Genomic DNA, 18,510 nt, shown 5'->3' on the forward strand with positions numbered 1-18,510 from the left:
CCGGTGCCGCGCCCCCGGGCCGGACCGGGACTCATTCCGCGACGGGCGCCGCGCCGTCCACGCCGACGGCTCCGGGAACGCTGCCCCCGATGCTCGTCGACCCGCCGGCCACCCCGCCGGCGACGGTGCCGGTCAGCGCCGACGCACCGGCGGTACGCGCCGCCAACGCGGCCAACAACTCGTCACCCATCAGCGAGATCGGCGGAGCCCCCATCGTCACCACCACGTCGCCCGGCCGGGCCCGGCGGGCCACCTCGGCCGGCGCCGCCTCCCACGTGTCGACGAAGACCTTCCGCTCCGCCGGCAGCGACACCGCCTCGACCAGCGCCGTCGAGCCCTCGCCGGGGGCACGTTCCTCGCCCGGCCCGAAGACCTCCAGCAGCACCAGCTCGTCGGCGATCGCCAGCGCCTCAGCGATCTCCGCCTGCAACTCCCGGGTGCGGTAGAGCCGGTAGGGCTGGAAGACCACGATCAGCCGGCCCTCCCCGGCCACCTCGCGCAACGTCCGCAGGGCCAACGTCATCGAGGTCGGGTGGTAGGCGTACTCGTCGTAGACGAGCACCCCGTCGACGTCGCCCTTGCGCTCGAAACGTCGGCGCACCCCCGGGAAGGCCGCGAGCGCGGCCTCCGCCGCCGGCAGTGGCAGCTCCAGCAGGTACGCGGCCAGCACCGCCGAGGCACTGTTGAGCCCCATGTGCCGGCCCGGCACCGGCAGTCGGAACTCGCCCAGCGAGCGACCGTCGATGTGGGCGAGGTAGCGCACCCCCCGCGCCGAGGAGGCGATGTCGGTCAGTCGCAGGTCAGCGTCCTCGGCCTCCCCGTAGGTGTACACCCGACGCCCCTCGGCGCGCAGCGTCGCCGCCAGCCGCCGGCCACCCGCGTCGTCGGCGCAGGTGATGACGAACCCCTCCGGGTCGGTGAGCCGGGCGAACTCGGCGAAGGTGGCCTCCAGGTTGGCCAGGTCGCCGTAGGTGTTCAGGTGATCCGCCTCGACATTCGTGACGATCGAGACGTACGGACGGTAGATGAGGAAGGAGCGGTCGCTCTCGTCGGCCTCGACCACGAAGTACTCGCCGGTGCCGTGGTGTGCCCCCGAGCCGACCTCGGAGATCTCCCCACCGATCACGAAGGACGGATCGGCCCCGGCCTGTTGCAGCACCATGGTGACCATCGAGGTGGTGGTGGTCTTGCCGTGGGTGCCGGCGACGGCCACGGTACGGCGACCGGTCATCGCGGCTGCCAGGGCCTCCGAGCGGTGCAGCACCCGCAGCCCGCGGCGGCGTGCCTCGACCATCTCCAGATGGTCGGCGGGGATCGCCGAGGAGTACACGACAGTGTCGACCCCGTCGAGGTTGGCCGTCTCGTGGGTCATGTGGATCGTTCCCCCGAGCGCCCGCAGGCCGGCCAGCGACGGCCACTCGCGCAGCTCGCTGCCGGAGACCGGCAGGCCCCGGGTGAGGAAGAGCCGGGCCAGCCCGCTCATGCCGACCCCGCCCACGCCGATCAGGTGGATATGGCCGAGATCCTCGGCGGTAAGCGTGCCCGCCGGGCTGAACGTGGTCATCTCGCTCCTCGCGCTCACCGGGTAACCGCCTCGTAGACGAAGTTGAGCAGCGCCTCGTCGCCGTCGCGCCGCCCGTAGGCCGCGGCGGCGGTACCCATCGCGTGCAGCCGCTGCGGATCGCGGATCAGCGGAATGACCGTACGTTCGAGCCAGTCCGGAGTCACCTCGGCGTCGTCGACGAGCAGGCCGCCACCGGCCTCGACCACCGGCAGTGCGTTACGCTTCTGCTCCTGGTTGCTGTGCGGGTAGGGCACGTAGATCGTCGGCAGCCCGATCGCGGCGACCTCGGCGCAGGTCATCGCCCCGCCCCGGCCGAGCATCAGGTCCGCCGCCGCGTACCCGGCGTCCATGTCGGACAGGTACGGCAGCGTCACGTACGGCACCGGCAGGTCCGTCGGGACCGACACCGGCTCGTTGCGGGCGCCGATCACGTGCAGCACCTGGACGCCGTTGCGGGCCAGTTCCTTCGCCGCCCCGGAGACCGCGAGGTTGATCGACCGGGCGCCCTGCGAGCCGCCGGCGACGAAGAGCACCGGCAGGTCGGGGCGGAGCCCGAAGTGGGCCCGCGCGGCGTTACGCATCGCCGCCCGGTCCAGCCCGGCGATGCTGCGGCGCAGCGGCACGCCGACCACCCGGGCGTCGCGCAGCGACTCCGCCTGCGCCGGCTGGTGCGGGAAACCGACGGCGACGTGCTTGGTGAACTTCATGCCCAACCGGTTCGCCACCCCCGGCGGCACGTTCACCTCGTGGATCACGATGGGCAGTTCCCGCCGCCAGGCGGCCAGATAGGCCGGCACCGAGACGTACCCGCCGAAGCCGACCACCACGTCGGCGCGTACCTCGTCGATGACCTTGCCGGCCGCGCGGGCCGCGGTCCACATCCGGCCCGGGGTACGGACCAGGTTCATGTTGATCGACCGGGGCAGTTGGTAGGCAGGGATGTTCCGCAGGTCGTAGCCGGCCGGCGGGATCAGCTCGTTCTCCAGGCCCTTCGGTGTGCCGAGGCAGGTTATCCGGACGCCGGGGTCGTGCCGGCGCAGGCAGTCGGCGAAGGCGAGCAACGGGTAGATGTGCCCCCCGGTGCCACCTCCTGCGAGCACCACCGAACGCAGCGGACCCATCAACGTCTCCTCTCGCTCGCCGACCCGCTGCGACCCCGGCTGTCCCGGGCGCCACGCGACGCGGCCTGGTCGTCCCTACGCCGCTTGCGTGCCTGGGGCACGGAGCCCCGGGCCGTCGACGGCGGCGCCGAGCGGCGCCGCCGGCCGGGAAGCGGCGGCAACGGTGCCCACACTAGTCGGACCCACCGGGCCGGTGGACGGGCATGCAGGGCCCGGGCCGCATCGGGTTCCGCGCGGGCGAACGAGGCCAGCATGCCGACCGCCGCGAGGGTGACCACCAGGGCGCTGCCGCCGTCGGAGATGAACGGCAGCGGTACGCCGGTCAGCGGCAACAGCCCGATGACGCCGCCGATGTTGATGAACGCCTGCCCGACGAGCCAGGCGGTGGCGCCCGCGGCGGCCAGTCGCCGGAACGGGTCGTCGACCCGACGGGCGATGCGCAGGCCGGTGTAGCCGAGCACGGCGAACAGGGTGACGATCACGGCGCAGCCGACCACCCCCAGCTCCTCGGCGATCACCGCGAAGATGAAGTCGTTCTCCGCGGCCGGCAGCCAGGCCCACTTGGTCCGCCCCTGGCCCAGCCCGGTGCCGAACCAGCCGCCGTTGGCGATGGCGTAACGGGCCTGGACCATCTGGTAGCAGAGTTGCTCCTTGCATCCGTCCAGCGGCGGCGGGTTGAAGAAGACGGTGAGCCGGGCCAGCCGGTAGTTCTCCTCACCCCGTACGCCCGAACCGGCGCCGAGGGAGGCCACCGCCACCAGCAGGCCGATGCCGAGCAGCCCGATCGCGCTGAGCGCGGCGAAGACCCGCAGCCGCACCCCGGCCGCCCAGAGCAGCCCCACCACCAGGGCCAGCAGGCAGAGCATGCTGCCCAGGTCGTTGTAGCCGACCAGCACGAAGAGCAGCCCCACCACCGGGAACAACGGCGTGGCCAACTCCCGCCACCAACCCAGCGCCGCGCCCTTGCGGGCGAGCACGTGCGCACCCCACAGCACCAGCGCGAACTTCGCCAGCTCCGACGGTTGCAGGCTGACCTCGCCGACGTACAGCCAGAGCAGTTGGGCCTCCAGCGGGCCGATCTTCGCGTCGCCGTCGGTCAGCCGCCCGTACGCCACCAGCAGGTTCAGCACCACCAGCAGCCCCACCGCGACGGCCAGGGTCGGCCGGCCCAGGGCCCGGTAGGTGCGCGCCGGCAGGCGCTGGCAGGCCCAGAACGCCACGATGCCGATCACCGCGAAGATCGCCTGCTTGGTCAGCGACGCCGAGGCGTTGCCACCCAGGGCGTAGTCCCGCACGCTGGTGGCCGAGAAGACCATGGTCAGCCCGATCAGCAGCAGTAACCCGGCGCTGGCCAGCAGCAGGTGGTACGAGGCCAGCGGCCGGGACAGCAGGCCCCGCAACGCGGCCAACGACCCCACCGTGTCCAACCCACGCCACGCCCCCTCGGCGTCGCCGCGTCCGGTCACCGCGGTCACCGACACCTCCGGACGCGCCGGGCTGCGGTCCACTGCCACGTCGTCTGCTCGCGCCTCCCCCACAGCGTCATCATCGCCGCTACCGGCACCCGACCGGGGCGGTACGGCCCGGTCGGCGTGTCGCACTTGCGCCAACCACCCTCCGCTGTCCCTCCAACACGCCACCCCAAGGCGTTGATCAAGAGGTTTGGGTCGGGATCCGTTACGGATCCCGACCCAAACCTCTTGATCAACGCCGCCCAGCGCGGTGGGTCAGCCCATGTTGGCCAGGAAGTCGCTGTAGAAGAGGCCGAGGGCGATGGCCACGCCGATGCCGGCGATGATCCAGAACCGGACCACGATGTTGACCTCGCTCCAGCCGGCCAACTCGAAGTGGTGCTGCAACGGCGACATCCGGAAGACGCGCTTGCCGGTGGTCTTGAAGGAGATGATCTGGATCACCACCGACATCGTGATGATCACGAACAGACCACCGATGATCAGCAGGAGCAGGATCGTACGGGTCGACATCGCCATCCCGGCGATCAGGCCACCGAGGCCGAGCGCCCCCGTGTCGCCCATGAAGATCCGGGCTGGCGAGGTGTTCCACCACAGGAAGCCGACGCAGGCGCCGGCCGCCGCTCCGGCGATCAGCGCGATCTCCAGCGGGTCGCGGACGGTGTAGCAGTAGTTGTCCGGGTTCGCGGTGTACGCCGGGTCGGCGCACCAGTGCCGGTACTGCCAGAACGCGATCACCGCGTACGCGCCGAGCACCATCACCGAGGCGCCGGTGGCCAGCCCGTCGAGACCATCGGTGAGGTTGACGCCGTTGGTCGCCGCCATCACCACGAAGATGAAGATGATCACCGCACCGATCTTGGTCACGTCCAGCGCCGGGATGTCCCGGATGAAGCTGAGCGTGGTGCTGCCGACCGTCTCGGTGTTGGTCACCGCGCCGGTGGCGTCGGTCATGGTGGAGGGGAACCAGAGCGCGACGACTCCGAACACCGCGCCGACCAGGATCTGCCCGAGCAGCTTGCCCCGCGCGCTCAGGCCACCGCTGTGCCGCTTGCGCACCTTCAGGAAGTCGTCGATGAAGCCGACCGCGCCGCAGAAGACCATCAGCCCGAGCAGCACCAGCGCCGTGATGGTCGGCTCGACCTGGGCGATCTGCGCGTCGGGCAACGTGGTCAGGGCGAGGTGGCCGGCCACGTACGCGATGACAGTGGCCAGGATGAACACCACGCCGCCCATCGTCGGCGTGCCCTTCTTGCCCTGGTGCATCTGCGGGCCCTCGGCCCGGATGGGCTGGCCGGCCTTGAGCCGGGTGAAGACCCGGATCGCGATCGGGGTGCAGAACAGCGAGACGAGGAAGGCCACCCCGATGGCCACGATTACCGCCCTCACGCGGCGCCACCCCCGGCCGACGCCGACGTACCCGTACCGCCCCCGGCGGCCTCGACGCGCAGCGCGTCGGCCACCTCCCAGGTCCGGTACCGGGAGCCCTTCACCAGGACGACGTCGCCCGGCCGTAGCTCGCTGCGCAGCACCTCGACGGCCGCCGCCTGATCGGTGAGCAGCACCGACTCTCCTCCCCAGTCACCTACCGATGTCGCCCCGTGATGGATCGGCGCCGCCGCCTCGCCGACCACGAGCAACCGGTCCACACCCAGCTCGGCCGCGAGCCGGCCCACCTCGGCATGTCCCTGCGCCTCGAACTCGCCCAGCTCGGCCATGTAGCCGAGCACCGCGACGGTACGCCGTCCCGCGCCGATGCCGCCCAGCGCCCGCAGCGCCACCGCCGTCGACGCCGGGTTGGCGTTGTACGAGTCGTCGATCACGGTGATCCCGTCGGTGCGCTCGAAGACGTCCATCCGACGGGTGGAAACCAGCCCGAGCGCGCCAAGCGCGGTGGCCAGCTCGGCCAGCGGCATGCCCAGCTCCCGTGCCACGGCCGCCGCGGCCAGGCTGTTCCAGACCTGGTGGCGGCCGGTGAGCCCGAGCCGCACCGGCGCACTGCCCTCCGGCGTGACGAGGGTGTACGCGGGCCGTCCCCGCTCGTCAAGCGTCACGTCCACGGCCCGCACGTCGGCGTGCGCCGACTCGCCGTAGCGGATCACCCGGGCCACCGTACGGGCCGCCATGGCGTCGACAAGCGGATCGTCGGCGTTCAACACCGCCAGGCCGTCGGCCGGCAGCGCCTCGACCAGCTCGCCCTTGGCCAGGGCGATGTTCTCCTGCGACCCGAACTCGCCGATGTGCGACACCCCGACGTTGAGCACCACGGAGATGCGCGGCGGCGCGACCTCGCAGAGGTACCGCACATGGCCGATGCCCCGGGCGCCCTTCTCCATCACCAGGTAGCGGGTGGTCGGGCCGGCCTGCAACGCCGTGTACGGGTGCCCCAGCTCGTTGTTGAACGATCCGGGCGGCGCCACCGTCTCACCGAGCCGGGCGGTCAACTGGGCGATCAGGTCCTTGGTGGTGGTCTTGCCCGACGAGCCGGTCAGCCCGATCACGGTGAGCCCGGGCAGCCGGTCCACCACCGCACGGGCGAGCCGGCCCATCGCCGCCAACGGATCGGCGACAACGATCATCGGCACCCCGGGCACCTCGCGGGTACCCAAGACAGCCACCGCGCCGGACGCCACCGCCGCGGCGGCGAAGTCGTGGCCGTCCACCTTCTCCCCGTCGAAGGCGACAAACAGCCCACCGGGGGTGACCTTGCGGGAGTCGAACTCCACACTGCCGGTGACCTGCGCGGCGGGATCGGCGGCGACCAGCCGACCGTCGACCGCCGAGGCCACCTCCGCCAGGCTGAGCGTGATCACTGGCCCTCCAGATCCCCGAAGCGGCCCCGCAGCGCGTCGGCAAGCTCGGTCCGGTCGTCGAACGGGTACACCTCGCCGGCGATCTCCTGGCCCCGCTCGTGCCCCTTGCCGAGCAGGGCCACCACGTCACCCGGCGTCGCCAGCCGCACCGCCTCGTCGATCGCCGCCCGGCGACCACCGACCTCGATCACCTGGGCCGACGCGCCGGCCCGGCGCGCACCGGCGAGCACCTCGGCGCGGATCACCGCCGGATCCTCGGTGCGGGGGTTGTCGTCGGTCACCACCACCACGTCGGCGCCGGCCGCGGCGGCGGCACCCATCGCCGGCCGCTTGGCCCGGTCCCGGTCACCACCGGCCCCGATGACGCAGATCAGCCGGCCGGTGCTGAGTTCCCGCAGCGCCGCCAGCGCGGCCACCACGGCGTCGGTCTTGTGCGCGTAGTCGACCACCCCGCGGACCCCGCCGGCCACGCCCACCGACTCCAGCCGCCCGGGTACGCCGCCGCAGGCGGCCACGCCCTCGGCGGCGGTAACCGGGTCGATCCCGGCAGCCACCAGGCTGGCGATGGCGAGCAGGGCGTTGGACACGTTGTGCCGGCCGGGCAGCGCCACCCGGGCGGGCAGCGTCAGTCCGTCCGGGCCGTGCGCGGTGAACCGCTGCGCGTACCCCTCGCCGGTCTGCTCGTCGGCCCACCAGGTGGCGGCCCGGTCCCCGAGCGCGGAGAAGCTGACCGTGCCCGGCTTGAACAGCGCCTTCAGCGCCGGGTCGTCGTGGTTGAGCACCTCGACCGCGCACCGGCCGTCGAACAGCCGGGCCTTTGCCGCGAAGTAGTCCTCGGCGTCGGCGTGGAAGTCCAGGTGGTCGGAGCCGAAGTTGGTCCAGCCGCCGACGGCGAACCGCACCCCGCCGACCCGGCCCATCGCCAGGGCGTGGCTGGAGACCTCCATGACCACCGCGGTCACGCCACGCTCGCGAGCGGCGGCCAGCATGGCGTGCAGGTCGGTGGCCTCGGGCGTGGTCCGCACGCTGTCGATCACCAGATCACCGAGGCGGGTCTCCACGGTGCCGATCAGGCCGGTGGTGTGGCCGGCGGCGCGCAACCCCGACTCGACCAGGTAAGCGGTGGAGGTCTTGCCGGCGGTACCGGTCACCCCGATCACGGTCAGCCCGGCCGTGGGATCGCCGTAGACGGCCGAGGCGAGCATGCCGAGCACCGCGCGGGGGTCGGCCGCCACCAGGGTCGGCAACCCGCTGTCGGCGGCGCGCTCGACGCCGGCCGGATCGGTGAGCATCGCGACCGCACCGGCGCTCGCCGCTGCGGCGGCGAACTCCGCGCCGTGCCGTCGAGCGCCGGGCAGGGCCGCGTACAGATCACCGGGACCGACCTCGCCGCTGGCGTGGGTCACCCCGGTCACCACCGGGTCGGCACTTGTCGGGGACGCCACGGCGAGCCGGGCGGCCAGGTCACCGAGCCGGATCCCGGTCACGGAACGGGGACGAGGATTGCCGCGCACGGCGTCAGACCCTACCCGGTCGCTCGGTCCGGGCCGCACGGCGCGCCTGAATCTCCGTCTGATGAAGTCGAACCGCAGGTGGTGGCTACGGGAAGACGGTGAACGTCGGCGCCGGCTCGGTCGACGGCGGTACCCGGTGATGACGCAGGGTGAAGGTCATCATGTCCTGGAAGGCCGGTGCCGAGATCTGGCCACCACCACCGCTCGGGCTGTGCACGAAGACCGCGATCACGTAGCGCGGATTCTCCGCCGGGGCCATCCCGATGAACGAGGCGACCTCGCCGGGCTGCTTCTTGCCGTCGACCAGTCGCCAGCCGGTGCCGGTCTTGCCGGCGACCCGGTAACCGGGGACGGCGGCGGCCAGCCCGGTGGCGTCGTCGACAGTGGTGACCGCTTCCATGATCGTACGCAGGGCGGCGGCGTTGTCCGGACTGAGCACCTGCCGGGTCTCCGGCGCCGGCGCGGGGGTCCGTTTCCCGTTCGGCGCGATGGTCTCCTTCAGCAGGTGCGGCTGGATGTACGTGCCGTCGTTGGCGATGGCGGCGTAGGCGGCGGCCATCTGCAACGGGGTGGCGTCCACGCTGTGCCCGATCGGCACCGACCCGTACGACGAGTCGCTCCACTCCTCCACGGGCAGCAGCCGCCCGCTCGCCTCGCCGGGCATCCCGACCTCGGTCGGCTTGCCCAGGCCGAACCGCCGCTGGTAGTCGAGCAGGCGTTCCGCGCCGAGCTTGTCGGCGATCTGGATGGTGCCGACGTTCGAGGAGTACGCCATCATGCCGGCGACGCTCATCCGCCGCCCGTTCGCCTGGTGGGTGTCGCGGAACCAGGTGTCGCCCTTGCGGATGGCGTTGGCCACCGGGAACGAGGTGTCCGGGGTGATGACGCCTTCCTGAAGGGCAGCGCCGAACGTGATCGGCTTGTGCACCGAGCCGGGGTCGACGATGAAGCTGGTGGCCGCGTCCTCCCGGTCGGTCGGCTCACTCGGGAAGGGCTTCGCCGCGTTGTAGGTGGGGTGGCTGGCCTGGGCCAGCACCTCACCGGTACGCGCGTCCAGCACCACGGCGGCGCCGGTGCTGCCCTGCACCTGTTGCATCCGGTCGCTGAGGATGCGCTGCACCATGTACTGCAGGTCGCGGTCGATGGTGAGCACCACCGAACTGCCCGGCTTGGCCTTCGTGGTGCTGCTGTAGCCGCCGGGGATGGGAGCGGCCAGGTCGCCGAGGCCGACCTCGAAGACCCGCTGGCCGTCCTCGCCGTGCAGCAGGTCGTCGAAGCGCGCCTCCAGACCCTCCAGCCCGACCATGTCGGGGCTGGTGAAGCCGATCAGGTTGGCCGCGAGATCCCCGCCGGGCACCTCGCGCCGCTCGTCGCGGTGCGTGGCGATGCCGGGCAGCTTGAGCGCCATGATCTCCTTGGCGCGGTCGATGTCCACCCCCCGAGCGAGGTACTCGAACTGCGAGTCGACGCCGTTGATCCGCTTGCGGGGCTTCATCTTCTCGGCCAGTTCGGAGGCCGGGATGCCCAGCAGCGGGGAGAGCGCCCGGGCGGTCGCCGCGATGTCGACGATCCGGGTCGGGTCGGCGTAGACGTACCGGGCCTCGACGCTGTGCGCCAGGGCGGCCTCGCCGGAGCGGTCGAAGATGGCGCCCCGCGGCGCGGGCAGTTGCACGGTCCGGGTGCGGTCGGCGAGCCCGCCGTCGGCGTACGCCGGTGTGTCGACGGTCTGGAGCACGACCAGCCGCACCCCGACGGCGACGAAGAGGGCCAGGGTCAGCGCGGTACCCAGTCGCAGCCGACGTCCCGGGTCGGCCAGCCGGGGCGGTCGGGGCCGCTTGCGTGCCGGCCGGCGCGGCGGCGTGCGGTCCCCGTGACGCGGCTCCCGGGTGGCCACCCGCCGCCGAGGGGCGGTGACCGGGGGCTCGTCGCGCGGGGTGCGGTCGGTGACCGTACGGGTCACCGTGGCACGTGCGGCGCCACCGTCCCGGCGGCCCGGGCGGCCGGCCGCCCGGCCGGCGGCGCCCCGGCCACCGTCGAGCACCTGTAGCGCCGGGCGGAACGGGTCCTGCGACCGGTTGCTGCGCGGGGTACGCCGCTGCTCCGCGCGTCCGGTGCCGGCAGCCGCGCCGCCCTCGCGCACGGTGCGGCCCCGGGGGGTGTAGGCGCGGGCGTCGGAGATGCCGCCGAGGCCCGGATCCGCGTCCCGCTCCGCCGTCGCGCGGGGCGGCGTACCCCGCTGCCCGCCGCCACGCGACGAACCGCGCCGGGAGCCTTCGGCGTCCCGGCGCGGTTCCTCCGACCTCGGTGGCACGGCCTACCCCTGCCCGCCCTGCTGGCTGGCGATGGAGAGCTTCCCACCGGCCGGCTGCGGCACCCCGATCACCTTGCCGTCCGGCAGCCGGATGTACGCCGGCTCACCCGACTCGACCAGCCCCAGCTTGCGGGCCTGGGCGGCGAGGTTGCCCGGCGACTCGGACTCGGCGATCTGCTTCTTCAGCTGCTGCTGCTCCACGTCGAGCTTGGCCTGCTGCTGCTGCAACTCGTCCAGCCGGAAGGCGTTCTCGTTGATCTTCGTGTTGACCGCCAGGATGCCCAGCACCCCGCCGACGACCAGCACCACCACCAGCGCGGCGAACGGTGCCCGCGGCACCCGCACCGGCGGCGGCGGGGCGACCCGCAGCCGCGGCGACTCCGACCGCTCGGCCGCGACGGCGACCCGCTCCACCGGACGCAGCGCCGCGCTGCCCTGGGTCGGGAACTCGCGCGCCCCCCGGGCGCGAGTCTCCGCCGACCGGTTCACCCGGTCCGTCCGCCGAGCACCGTCGCCCGCTCCCCGGGTCCGCTCCGCCGCGATCCGGCCCCCCGACCGCGGTGCGCGCTGCCCGGCGCCGGCGATGTCCCGACGCTTGTCTACGTTCATGTCCCCTCCCCCTCTTCGTCCGTGGTGTCCCCCGGCGCCCGCCGCGGATCCGGACCGGATTCCGTGGTGGACCCCGTCCCCGGTTGGTGCATCGCCTTGACCCGGCGGCGGTACCGTTCGCGGTCGGTACGCCCCCGTTGCCGTGCCTGCGGGTCGATCCGCTCCGCGGCCCGCAGGCGCACCGAAGCGGCCCGCGGATTCGCGGTGACCTCCACCTCCCCAGGCAGTTCCGCGCCCCGGCTGAGCAGCCGGAACGTCGGCTCTGACCCGGGCAGTTCGACCGGGAGGTCGATCGGGCCCGTGCTGCGGACCCGATCGGCGAGCGCCTGCTTGGTGAGCCTGTCCTCCAGCGAGTGGTAGGACAGCACCACCAGGCGACCGCCGACGGCGAGCCGGTCCAGAGCGGCCGGCAGCGCTGTCTCCAGCGCTGCCAGTTCTCTGTTTACCTCGATCCGTAAAGCCTGAAACGTTCTCTTTGCCGGGTGTCCCCCGGTTCGTCGGGCTGGTGCCGGAATCGACTCCCGGACCAGCTCGGCCAGCCGCGCCGACGAGGTGATCCGGCCGCGTTCCCGCTCCCGGATGATCGCCGAGGCGATCCGGCCGGCGAACTTCTCCTCGCCGTACACCCGCAGCACCCGGGCCAGGTCCGGGTGCGGGTAGGTGTTGACCACCTCCTCGGCGGTCACCCCCCGGGTCTGGTCCATCCGCATGTCCAACGGCGCGTCCTGCGCGTACGCGAACCCGCGGTCGGGCGCGTCGAGCTGCAACGAGGAGACACCGAGATCGAACAGGACCCCGTCCACGGACGGATATCCCAGCCGGTCGAGTACCTCGGGCAGTTCGTCGTAGACGGCGTGCTCCAGATGGACGCGGTCGGCGAACCGGGCCAGCCGGACCCTGGCGTGGGCCAGCGCCTCGGTGTCCCGGTCCAGGCCCACCAGCACCGTCTCCGGATGGGCCTGAAGCACCGCCTCGGCGTGGCCGGCCAGACCCAACGTCGCGTCGACGTGCACGGTGCGGCCACCCCGGCCCAGCGCGGGGGCCAGCAGCTCGAGACACCGCTCGAGCAGCACCGGCACGTGCGTGCCGCGTAGCTCCCCCATGTCGACCCCCACTGGTTGAACCGGTTGTGTATCCGCGCCCTGTTCGTCGGACGACGCCGTGCCGTCGTACCGCCAGATCCCCATCCGCTCTCCGCCCGCCCGTCGGGCCGCAGGCCCGGAGGGTCGGATCGTGCGCCTGGCACCGGGGAAGGGATGCCAGGAACTCGAAAGCGGCTGGAGATCTCGCAGTACGTCGGGCGTCGCCACGCCCTACAGACCGCCGGGCAGCACCCCTTCCTCGATGTCGGCGAAGTCGTCTTCGCTCTCGGCGAGGTAGGTCTCCCAGGCGACCTTGTCCCAGATCTCCACCCGGGTGCTCGCACCGATGACCACCAGGTCCCGGTCGAGCCCCGCGTATGTACGTAGGTGCGGCGGGATAATCACCCGACCCTGCTTGTCCGGCACCTCGTCGTGCGCGCTGGCGAAGAACACACGGCTGTAGGCCCGGGCCGCCTTGTGTGTCATCGGCTGCGCACGCAACTGCTCCGCGATCTGCTGGAACTCCGGCGTCGGGAAGACGTAGAGGCAGCGCTCCTGCCCTTTGGTGATCACGACACCCCCCGCCAGCTCATCCCGGAACTTGGCCGGAAGGATCAACCGGCCTTTGTCGTCCAGGCGCGGAGTGTGGGTGCCGAGAAACATCGGCCCAACCCCCTCGCCCTTTGAGCGGCGTTCGCGCGCCGCTGACCCCCCGGGCCGGTGGGCCCCTCCCGGCCCCACCAATGCGCCCCACTCTACTCCACTTCCCTCCACTCGCAACCAGATTCGACCGCGTGGCGCGCCGCGCGTCGCCACAAAAGCGCACGTCAGGCGGGGTGGAGCGGAGTGGAGGGCCCGGCGGCCCCGCAGGGCGGGTCCGCTTTCCGACATAGATCGACTCCGTCCGGCCGAGGGTCATCCGACCGGCCGCCGGCAGAGCCGAGCCGAACGGATCGCCGTCGGTGCCGATCTCGCGGGTCCGCTGGTCCGGTAACCTCGCTCGGGTGACGGACGCGAAGATGCCCCTGCGGGCGAAGGTGGCCAGCTCCGTGTCACGGACCGCCGCGGCGTTGTCCCGGGCGGCGGGCCGGGGCGACGGCTCGGTGATCGGTGGTTGGCTCGGCCTGAAGATCGACCCCGAACTGCTCGCCCACCTCTCCGCCGGCCGGGCCATCGCGCTGATCTCCGGGACCAACGGGAAGACCACCACCACGCGGCTCGCCGCCGCGGCCGTCGGGGTGCTCGGGCGGGTCGCCACCAACTCGTTCGGCGCCAACATGCCCACCGGACACACCTCCGCGCTGGCCAAGGCCGGCAGCACGCCGTACGCGGTGCTGGAGGTCGACGAGCACTACCTCGCCCAGGTGATCGAGGCAACCGACCCGCACGTGGTGGCGCTGCTCAACCTCTCCCGTGACCAGCTGGACCGGGCCAAGGAGGTCGCCATGATGGCGCAGCTCTGGCGCGCGGCGCTGGCCCGGCATCCGGACATCCGCGTGGTCGCCAACGCCGACGACCCGATGGTGGTCTGGGCGGCCACCCCGCCGGCCTCCCACGACCAGCGGATCACCCCGCCGCACGTCACCTGGTTCTCCGCCGGGCAGCGCTGGCACGACGACTCCTGGGTCTGCCCCGAGTGCGGCTCCACCATCCAGCGCTCCGGCGAGCAGTGGTGGTGCACCGGCTGCCCGCTACGCCGGCCGGAGCCGCAGTGGACCGTGGACGACGAGGGCGTCGTCGACCCGACCGGCGCCTGGTACAAGGTCAAGCTCCAGCTACCCGGCAAGGTCAACGTCGGCAACGCGGCCACCGCCCTCGCGGTCGCCGCCGAATTCGGCGTACGCCCCTTCGACGCGGTGCCCCGCCTCGGTGACGTGACCTCGGTGGCCGGACGCTACGCCCAGGTGGTCCGGGAGGGTCGCACCGTGCGACTGCTGCTGGCCAAGAACCCGGCCAGCTGGCTGGAGGCGTTCGACATGGCGGACGAGGCGCCGACGCTGCTGTCCATCAACGCGCGGGACCCCGACGGGCTGGACACCTCCTGGCTCTTCGATGTCGACTTCGCTCCGCTGCGCGGACGTCTGGTGCTCATCACCGGCGACCGGGCGTACGACCTGGCCGTGCGGCTGGAGATCAACGACGTGCCCTTCCAGTACGTACGCACCTTCGACGAAGCCGTCCGGGCAGTACCTCCGGGTCGGCTGGAGGTCATCGCGAACTACACCGCGTTCCAGGACATCCGAGCGGAGTTGGACCGTGTCAACTGAGACCCTGCGCATCGTCTGGATCTATCCGGACCTGCTGTCCACCTACGGCGACCGGGGCAACGCTCTGATCCTGGCCCGCCGGGCCCAGCAGCGCGGGTTCCCGGTCGAGGTGCTGGAGGTCCGCTCCGACCAGCGGCTGCCCACCACGGCCGACATCTACCTCATCGGTGGCGGTGAGGACGGCCCGCAGGCGCTCGGCGCGCAACGACTGCTCGCCGACGGTGGCCTGCACCGGGCGGTGGCCCAGGGCTCGGTGGTCTTCGGTGTCTGCGCCGGCTACCAGTTGCTGGGCACCTCGTTCTTTGCCAAGGGCACCCAGTACCAGGGCCTGGAACTGCTCGACCTCTCCTCGGACCGGGGTCCCAGCCGGGCCGTCGGCGAGTTGGCCGGCGACATCGACGCCCGCCTCGGCCTGCCGCCGCTGACCGGGTTCGAGAACCACGGCGGTCGCACCCACCTCGGCCCCGGGGTCTCCCCGCTGGCCCGGGTCACCGCCGGGGTCGGCAACGACGGCGCCACCGAGGGGGCCTGGCGGGGCAAGCTGCTCGGCACGTACTCGCACGGCCCCGCGCTGGCCCGCAATCCGGCCCTGGCCGACCTGCTGCTGCGCTGGGCGACCGGCGCACAGCACCTGCCCCCGCTCGACGACACCTGGGCCGACCGGCTGCGGGCCGAACGCCGGACCGCGGTGGCCACCGCCCGGGCATGATCCGCAAGCTGCGGAGACGACTCCTGCGGGCGAGCCGGTCGGGTGCCCCTGCGGCCGGCCCCCCGCAGCCCGACAGCCCACTGGTCGGCCCCCCGCCCGTCGGGTGGCGCCGTCTGCTGGTCGCCGCGACGCCGTCGGTCACCCGGTTCGCGCTGCTGCTGCTCCTGCTCGCTGTCTTCGGGGCGACGCTGTTGCTGGTGCCGCACCCCGAGCCGACGGCGCTGCCGGACCTGGCCGACCGGATGGGGCGGCTCGCCCCGGTGGCCGGTGTGCTCGGCGGGGCACTGCTGCTGGTGGCGCTGGTCCCCCGCACGTTCATCACCCTCGCCGCAGGTGCCATCTTCGGTGCCCTGGAAGGTGCCGCGTACGCGCTCGGCGCCGCACTGCTGGCGGCGGCGATCGGCTTCACCGTGGGTCGGGTGCTGGGTCGGGAGTTCGTCGCCGAACGCGTCCGGGGCCGGCTGGCCCGCCTCGACCGCTGGTTCGCCCGGCAGAGCGTCCTCGGCGTGGTCACCGTACGGCTGCTGCCGATCTCCGGTTTCGGTCTGGTCAGCTACGGCTACGGCACCACCGGCGCGCGGGTGCTGCCGTTCCTCGTCGGCAGCGTGATCGCCTCCGCGCCGACCGCGTTCGGCTACGCGGCGGTCGGCGCAGCCGTGACCAGCCCCGGCGAGATCAACTGGTTCGCCGCCGCCCCGGCCTCGCTGGGCTTCATCGCCAGCGCCGTACTGCTCGCCCGCTGGTGGCGCGCCGAACGCCGCCTCCGCCGCTGACCGACTTCCCCACCCCCAGGCACCCAGCGGGACCGCGCAACTTAGGGGAAAGTGCTGGTTCCGAGGCGGTCGAGGCAGCACTTCCCCCGAAGTTGCACATGCGGGGCATGCGGGCGCGCGGTGGGTGGGGGTGATGGGGTGGTGGGGTGGGTCAGCGGGATACGGTGACCAGGCCGGCTTCGTAGGCGGCGATGACCAGGTGCACCCGGTCGCGGGCGCCGAGCTTGCTGAAGAGTCGGGCCACGTGCGCCTTTGCGGTAGCCGTACTGATCACCAGCTCGGCGGCGATCTCGGCGTTGGACAGGCCCCGTCCCACGAGGGTGAGCACCTCGCGCTCCCGATCGGTCACCCCGGCCAGCGACCGTGGCGTCGCAGCCGCCGGCCGGCGACTGAACTCGGCGATAAGTCGCCGGGTCACACCTGGTGCGATGAGCGCGTCCCCCGCCGCCACCACCCGGATCGCGCCGAGGATGTCCTCCAACGCCATGTCCTTGACGAGAAAGCCGCTCGCGCCGGCCCGCAGCGCGGCGTGCACGTGTTCGTCGTCGTCGAACGTGGTGAGCACCAGCACCCGGGCAGGACCGCCGGAGTCGGTGATCGTCCGCGTCGCCTGGATGCCGTCGGTCCCCGGCATCCGCAGGTCCATCAGCACCACGTCGGGCAACACCTCACGAGTCAGGCGTACGGCTTCGGCGCCGGTGCCAGCCTCGCCGACCACTGCCATGTCCGGCACGTCGGCGATCAGCACGCGCAGCCCGGCCCGCACCAGCGGCTGGTCGTCGACGAGCAGCACCCGGATGGTCACCGCTCCGCCACCTCCTCAGGGCGACCGCCGGCCCCGCCACCACCAGCCGGACGACGACCGTCGGAACTGGCACCATCCGGACCGTCGCCGACCCGGCCGCCACCAGCCGGACGGCCACCGACGGCACCAGCACCACCCGGACAGCCACCGGCCGGGACTGCGCTCTGCGGCGACACCGGCAGCCAGGCTGTCACCCGGAAGCCTCCCTCGGACCGTGGTCCGGCCCGGAACCGACCGCCGACGGCCATGACCCGCTCGCGCATGCCGATCAAGCCGTGCCCCTCGACGCCGATCGGACCGCCCCGGCCGTCGTCGACGATTTCCACCATGACCGCGTGGTCGCCGCGCTCGACGACGACCCGGCACGCGTCCACCCCGGCGTGGCGGACCACGTTGGTGAGCGCCTCCTGGACGATGCGGAACGCGGCGAGGTCGATCTCGGCCGGGACCGGCCCGTCGCCGGCCGAGCACAACTCGACCCGGACTCCGGCATCACCCGTCGCGGCGATCAGCCGCTCCAGGTCCACCAATCCGGGCACCGGCTCCAGCGGCGCCGGATCACCGTCGCCGCGGCGCAGCGCGCCGAGGGTACGCCGCAGCCCGGCCAGGGTGTCCCGGCTGGCCGCCTCGATGGTGGCGAGCGCGGCGCGGGCCTGGGCCGGTTGGGTGTCGATTACCCGTGCCCCGACCCCGGCCTGGATGGCGATCACCCCGATGCTGTGCGCGACCATGTCGTGCAGTTCCCGGGCGATGCGCAGCCGCTCGGCGGTGACCGCCTCGGCGGCGGCGTGCCCGCGCATCGCTGCCGCGTAGCTCCGCCGTGCCCGCACCGAGTTGCCGGCGATCCAGGCTGTCGCGACCGCCAGCACGGTCAGCGCGGCCTGGTCCACCGGCTCGACTCCGAGGTTCACGAAGGCGGCGAGCACCTGTGTCACCAGCACCGCCCCGGCGGCCGGCACCGACACCCGACGGGAGCGGTTCGCGGCAACGACGGCGAGCGCCGCGTCGACGGCGAGGAACTGAAGGTTGAAGATGTCGCCGAGGTACCCGGGATCCCGGCCGTGCACGGTCGCGGCGCACAGCGTCGCTCCGGCGAGCATCAAGCCGAGCGCGGTCAGCGGGCGGCGCCGCAGCAGGCCCGCCGGCAGCGCCACGATGAGCACCGGCACCAGGTAGCGCACCGGCAGCCACCAGCCCACCACGCCGACCCCGTCGCCGCTGTTCGCCACGGCCGGCGCCAGCGCCCAGAGCACCGGCAGCAGGGCGACCCCGGCCCACACCAGGACCGCCCGCACCACCGGCACGGTGGCACGCGGCCGGATCAGGGCGGTGACCTCCACCGGCACACGGTATCCAGCGCCGCGCCGCGCCGGCATCGGCCCGGGGGCGTACGCCCGCAGGCCACCATCCAGGTGCCCGGTACGGCCGGCGGGTCGACGCGGCAGTGCCCGGCGCCCGGCATCGTGCACG

The 18,510-nt window shown here is 72.9% G+C and carries 15 protein-coding genes; 3 read left to right on the top strand and 12 right to left on the bottom strand.

Annotated features, from left to right (window positions below):
- Window positions 1-31: 31 nt before the first annotated feature.
- The 10 genes from murC to mraZ form a co-directional block, all read right to left on the bottom strand.
- Window positions 32-1,564, bottom strand: coding sequence for a UDP-N-acetylmuramate--L-alanine ligase (gene murC, locus ACN26Z_RS22975; RefSeq protein WP_421463400.1), 1,533 nt, complete (start codon window positions 1,562-1,564; stop codon window positions 32-34).
- A 14-nt stretch (window positions 1,565-1,578) separates the two neighbouring features.
- The gene (gene murG / locus ACN26Z_RS22980) at window positions 1,579-2,685 is read right to left on the bottom strand and encodes an undecaprenyldiphospho-muramoylpentapeptide beta-N-acetylglucosaminyltransferase (protein ID WP_093401146.1); all 1,107 of its coding nucleotides are present in this window, start codon (window positions 2,683-2,685) and stop codon (window positions 1,579-1,581) included.
- Window positions 2,685-4,094, bottom strand: a complete 1,410-nt coding sequence (locus ACN26Z_RS22985; protein WP_093401552.1) for a peptidoglycan glycosyltransferase FtsW — start codon at window positions 4,092-4,094, stop codon at window positions 2,685-2,687. The genes murG and ACN26Z_RS22985 overlap by 1 nt, the downstream gene beginning before the upstream one ends.
- Before the next feature lie 318 nt (window positions 4,095-4,412).
- On the bottom strand, window positions 4,413-5,546 hold the full coding sequence (gene mraY, locus ACN26Z_RS22990) for a phospho-N-acetylmuramoyl-pentapeptide-transferase (RefSeq protein ID WP_093401147.1): 1,134 nt from the start codon (window positions 5,544-5,546) through the stop codon (window positions 4,413-4,415).
- Window positions 5,543-6,970, bottom strand: coding sequence for a UDP-N-acetylmuramoyl-tripeptide--D-alanyl-D-alanine ligase (locus tag ACN26Z_RS22995; protein ID WP_282237427.1), 1,428 nt, complete (start codon window positions 6,968-6,970; stop codon window positions 5,543-5,545). The genes mraY and ACN26Z_RS22995 overlap by 4 nt, the downstream gene beginning before the upstream one ends.
- The gene (locus tag ACN26Z_RS23000) at window positions 6,967-8,457 is read right to left on the bottom strand and encodes a UDP-N-acetylmuramoyl-L-alanyl-D-glutamate--2,6-diaminopimelate ligase (RefSeq protein ID WP_421464701.1); all 1,491 of its coding nucleotides are present in this window, start codon (window positions 8,455-8,457) and stop codon (window positions 6,967-6,969) included. Before ACN26Z_RS23000 ends, ACN26Z_RS22995 begins: the two co-directional genes overlap by 4 nt.
- A gap of 112 nt (window positions 8,458-8,569) precedes the next feature.
- Window positions 8,570-10,795, bottom strand: coding sequence for a peptidoglycan D,D-transpeptidase FtsI family protein (locus ACN26Z_RS23005; RefSeq protein ID WP_282237426.1), 2,226 nt, complete (start codon window positions 10,793-10,795; stop codon window positions 8,570-8,572).
- A 3-nt stretch (window positions 10,796-10,798) separates the two neighbouring features.
- The gene (locus ACN26Z_RS23010; RefSeq protein WP_093401151.1) at window positions 10,799-11,404 is read right to left on the bottom strand and encodes a septum formation initiator family protein; all 606 of its coding nucleotides are present in this window, start codon (window positions 11,402-11,404) and stop codon (window positions 10,799-10,801) included.
- The gene (gene rsmH / locus ACN26Z_RS23015; RefSeq protein WP_093401553.1) at window positions 11,401-12,507 is read right to left on the bottom strand and encodes a 16S rRNA (cytosine(1402)-N(4))-methyltransferase RsmH; all 1,107 of its coding nucleotides are present in this window, start codon (window positions 12,505-12,507) and stop codon (window positions 11,401-11,403) included. Before rsmH ends, ACN26Z_RS23010 begins: the two co-directional genes overlap by 4 nt.
- Window positions 12,508-12,717: 210 nt before the next feature.
- A complete protein-coding gene (gene mraZ / locus ACN26Z_RS23020; RefSeq protein WP_421463401.1) occupies window positions 12,718-13,149 on the bottom strand; it encodes a division/cell wall cluster transcriptional repressor MraZ in 432 nt (143 codons plus the stop codon).
- A gap of 356 nt (window positions 13,150-13,505) precedes the next feature.
- Here mraZ and ACN26Z_RS23025 point away from each other — a divergent pair, with 356 nt between their 5' ends.
- From ACN26Z_RS23025 to ACN26Z_RS23035, 3 genes are read left to right on the top strand one after another with little or no spacing between them, the layout of a single operon-like run.
- Complete coding sequence (locus tag ACN26Z_RS23025) at window positions 13,506-14,753, top strand: Mur ligase family protein (protein WP_093401554.1); 1,248 nt, start codon at window positions 13,506-13,508, stop codon at window positions 14,751-14,753.
- Window positions 14,743-15,462 carry a type 1 glutamine amidotransferase gene (locus ACN26Z_RS23030; RefSeq protein ID WP_093401153.1) on the top strand — a complete coding sequence of 240 codons (720 nt, stop codon included), beginning with the start codon at window positions 14,743-14,745 and terminating at the stop codon, window positions 15,460-15,462. Before ACN26Z_RS23025 ends, ACN26Z_RS23030 begins: the two co-directional genes overlap by 11 nt.
- Window positions 15,459-16,235, top strand: coding sequence for a TVP38/TMEM64 family protein (locus ACN26Z_RS23035; protein WP_282237424.1), 777 nt, complete (start codon window positions 15,459-15,461; stop codon window positions 16,233-16,235). The genes ACN26Z_RS23030 and ACN26Z_RS23035 overlap by 4 nt, the downstream gene beginning before the upstream one ends.
- Window positions 16,236-16,386: 151 nt before the next feature.
- On the opposite strand, the gene ACN26Z_RS23040 is transcribed toward ACN26Z_RS23035, so the two are convergent.
- Window positions 16,387-17,040, bottom strand: coding sequence for a response regulator (locus tag ACN26Z_RS23040; protein ID WP_421463402.1), 654 nt, complete (start codon window positions 17,038-17,040; stop codon window positions 16,387-16,389).
- Window positions 17,037-18,509 carry a sensor histidine kinase gene (locus tag ACN26Z_RS23045; RefSeq protein ID WP_421463403.1) on the bottom strand — a complete coding sequence of 491 codons (1,473 nt, stop codon included), beginning with the start codon at window positions 18,507-18,509 and terminating at the stop codon, window positions 17,037-17,039. Before ACN26Z_RS23045 ends, ACN26Z_RS23040 begins: the two co-directional genes overlap by 4 nt.
- Window position 18,510 lies beyond the last annotated feature (1 nt).

Source organism: Verrucosispora sp. WMMD703 (genome assembly GCF_049178935.1).
Classification (GTDB): domain Bacteria; phylum Actinomycetota; class Actinomycetes; order Mycobacteriales; family Micromonosporaceae; genus Micromonospora; species Micromonospora sediminimaris.

Excerpts from the sequence above, each read along its gene's own strand:
- murG (WP_093401146.1), bottom strand. The coding sequence starts at position 2,685 with ATGGGTCCGCTGCGTTCGGTGGTGCTCGCAGGAGGTGGCACCGGGGGG.
- ACN26Z_RS23035 (WP_282237424.1), top strand. The coding sequence starts at position 15,459 with ATGATCCGCAAGCTGCGGAGACGACTCCTGCGGGCGAGCCGGTCGGGT.
- rsmH (WP_093401553.1), bottom strand. The coding sequence starts at position 12,507 with ATGGGGGAGCTACGCGGCACGCACGTGCCGGTGCTGCTCGAGCGGTGT.
- mraZ (WP_421463401.1), bottom strand. The coding sequence starts at position 13,149 with ATGTTTCTCGGCACCCACACTCCGCGCCTGGACGACAAAGGCCGGTTG.
- ACN26Z_RS23025 (WP_093401554.1), top strand. The coding sequence starts at position 13,506 with ATGCCCCTGCGGGCGAAGGTGGCCAGCTCCGTGTCACGGACCGCCGCG.
- ACN26Z_RS23010 (WP_093401151.1), bottom strand. The coding sequence starts at position 11,404 with ATGAACGTAGACAAGCGTCGGGACATCGCCGGCGCCGGGCAGCGCGCA.
- murC (WP_421463400.1), bottom strand. The coding sequence starts at position 1,564 with ATGACCACGTTCAGCCCGGCGGGCACGCTTACCGCCGAGGATCTCGGC.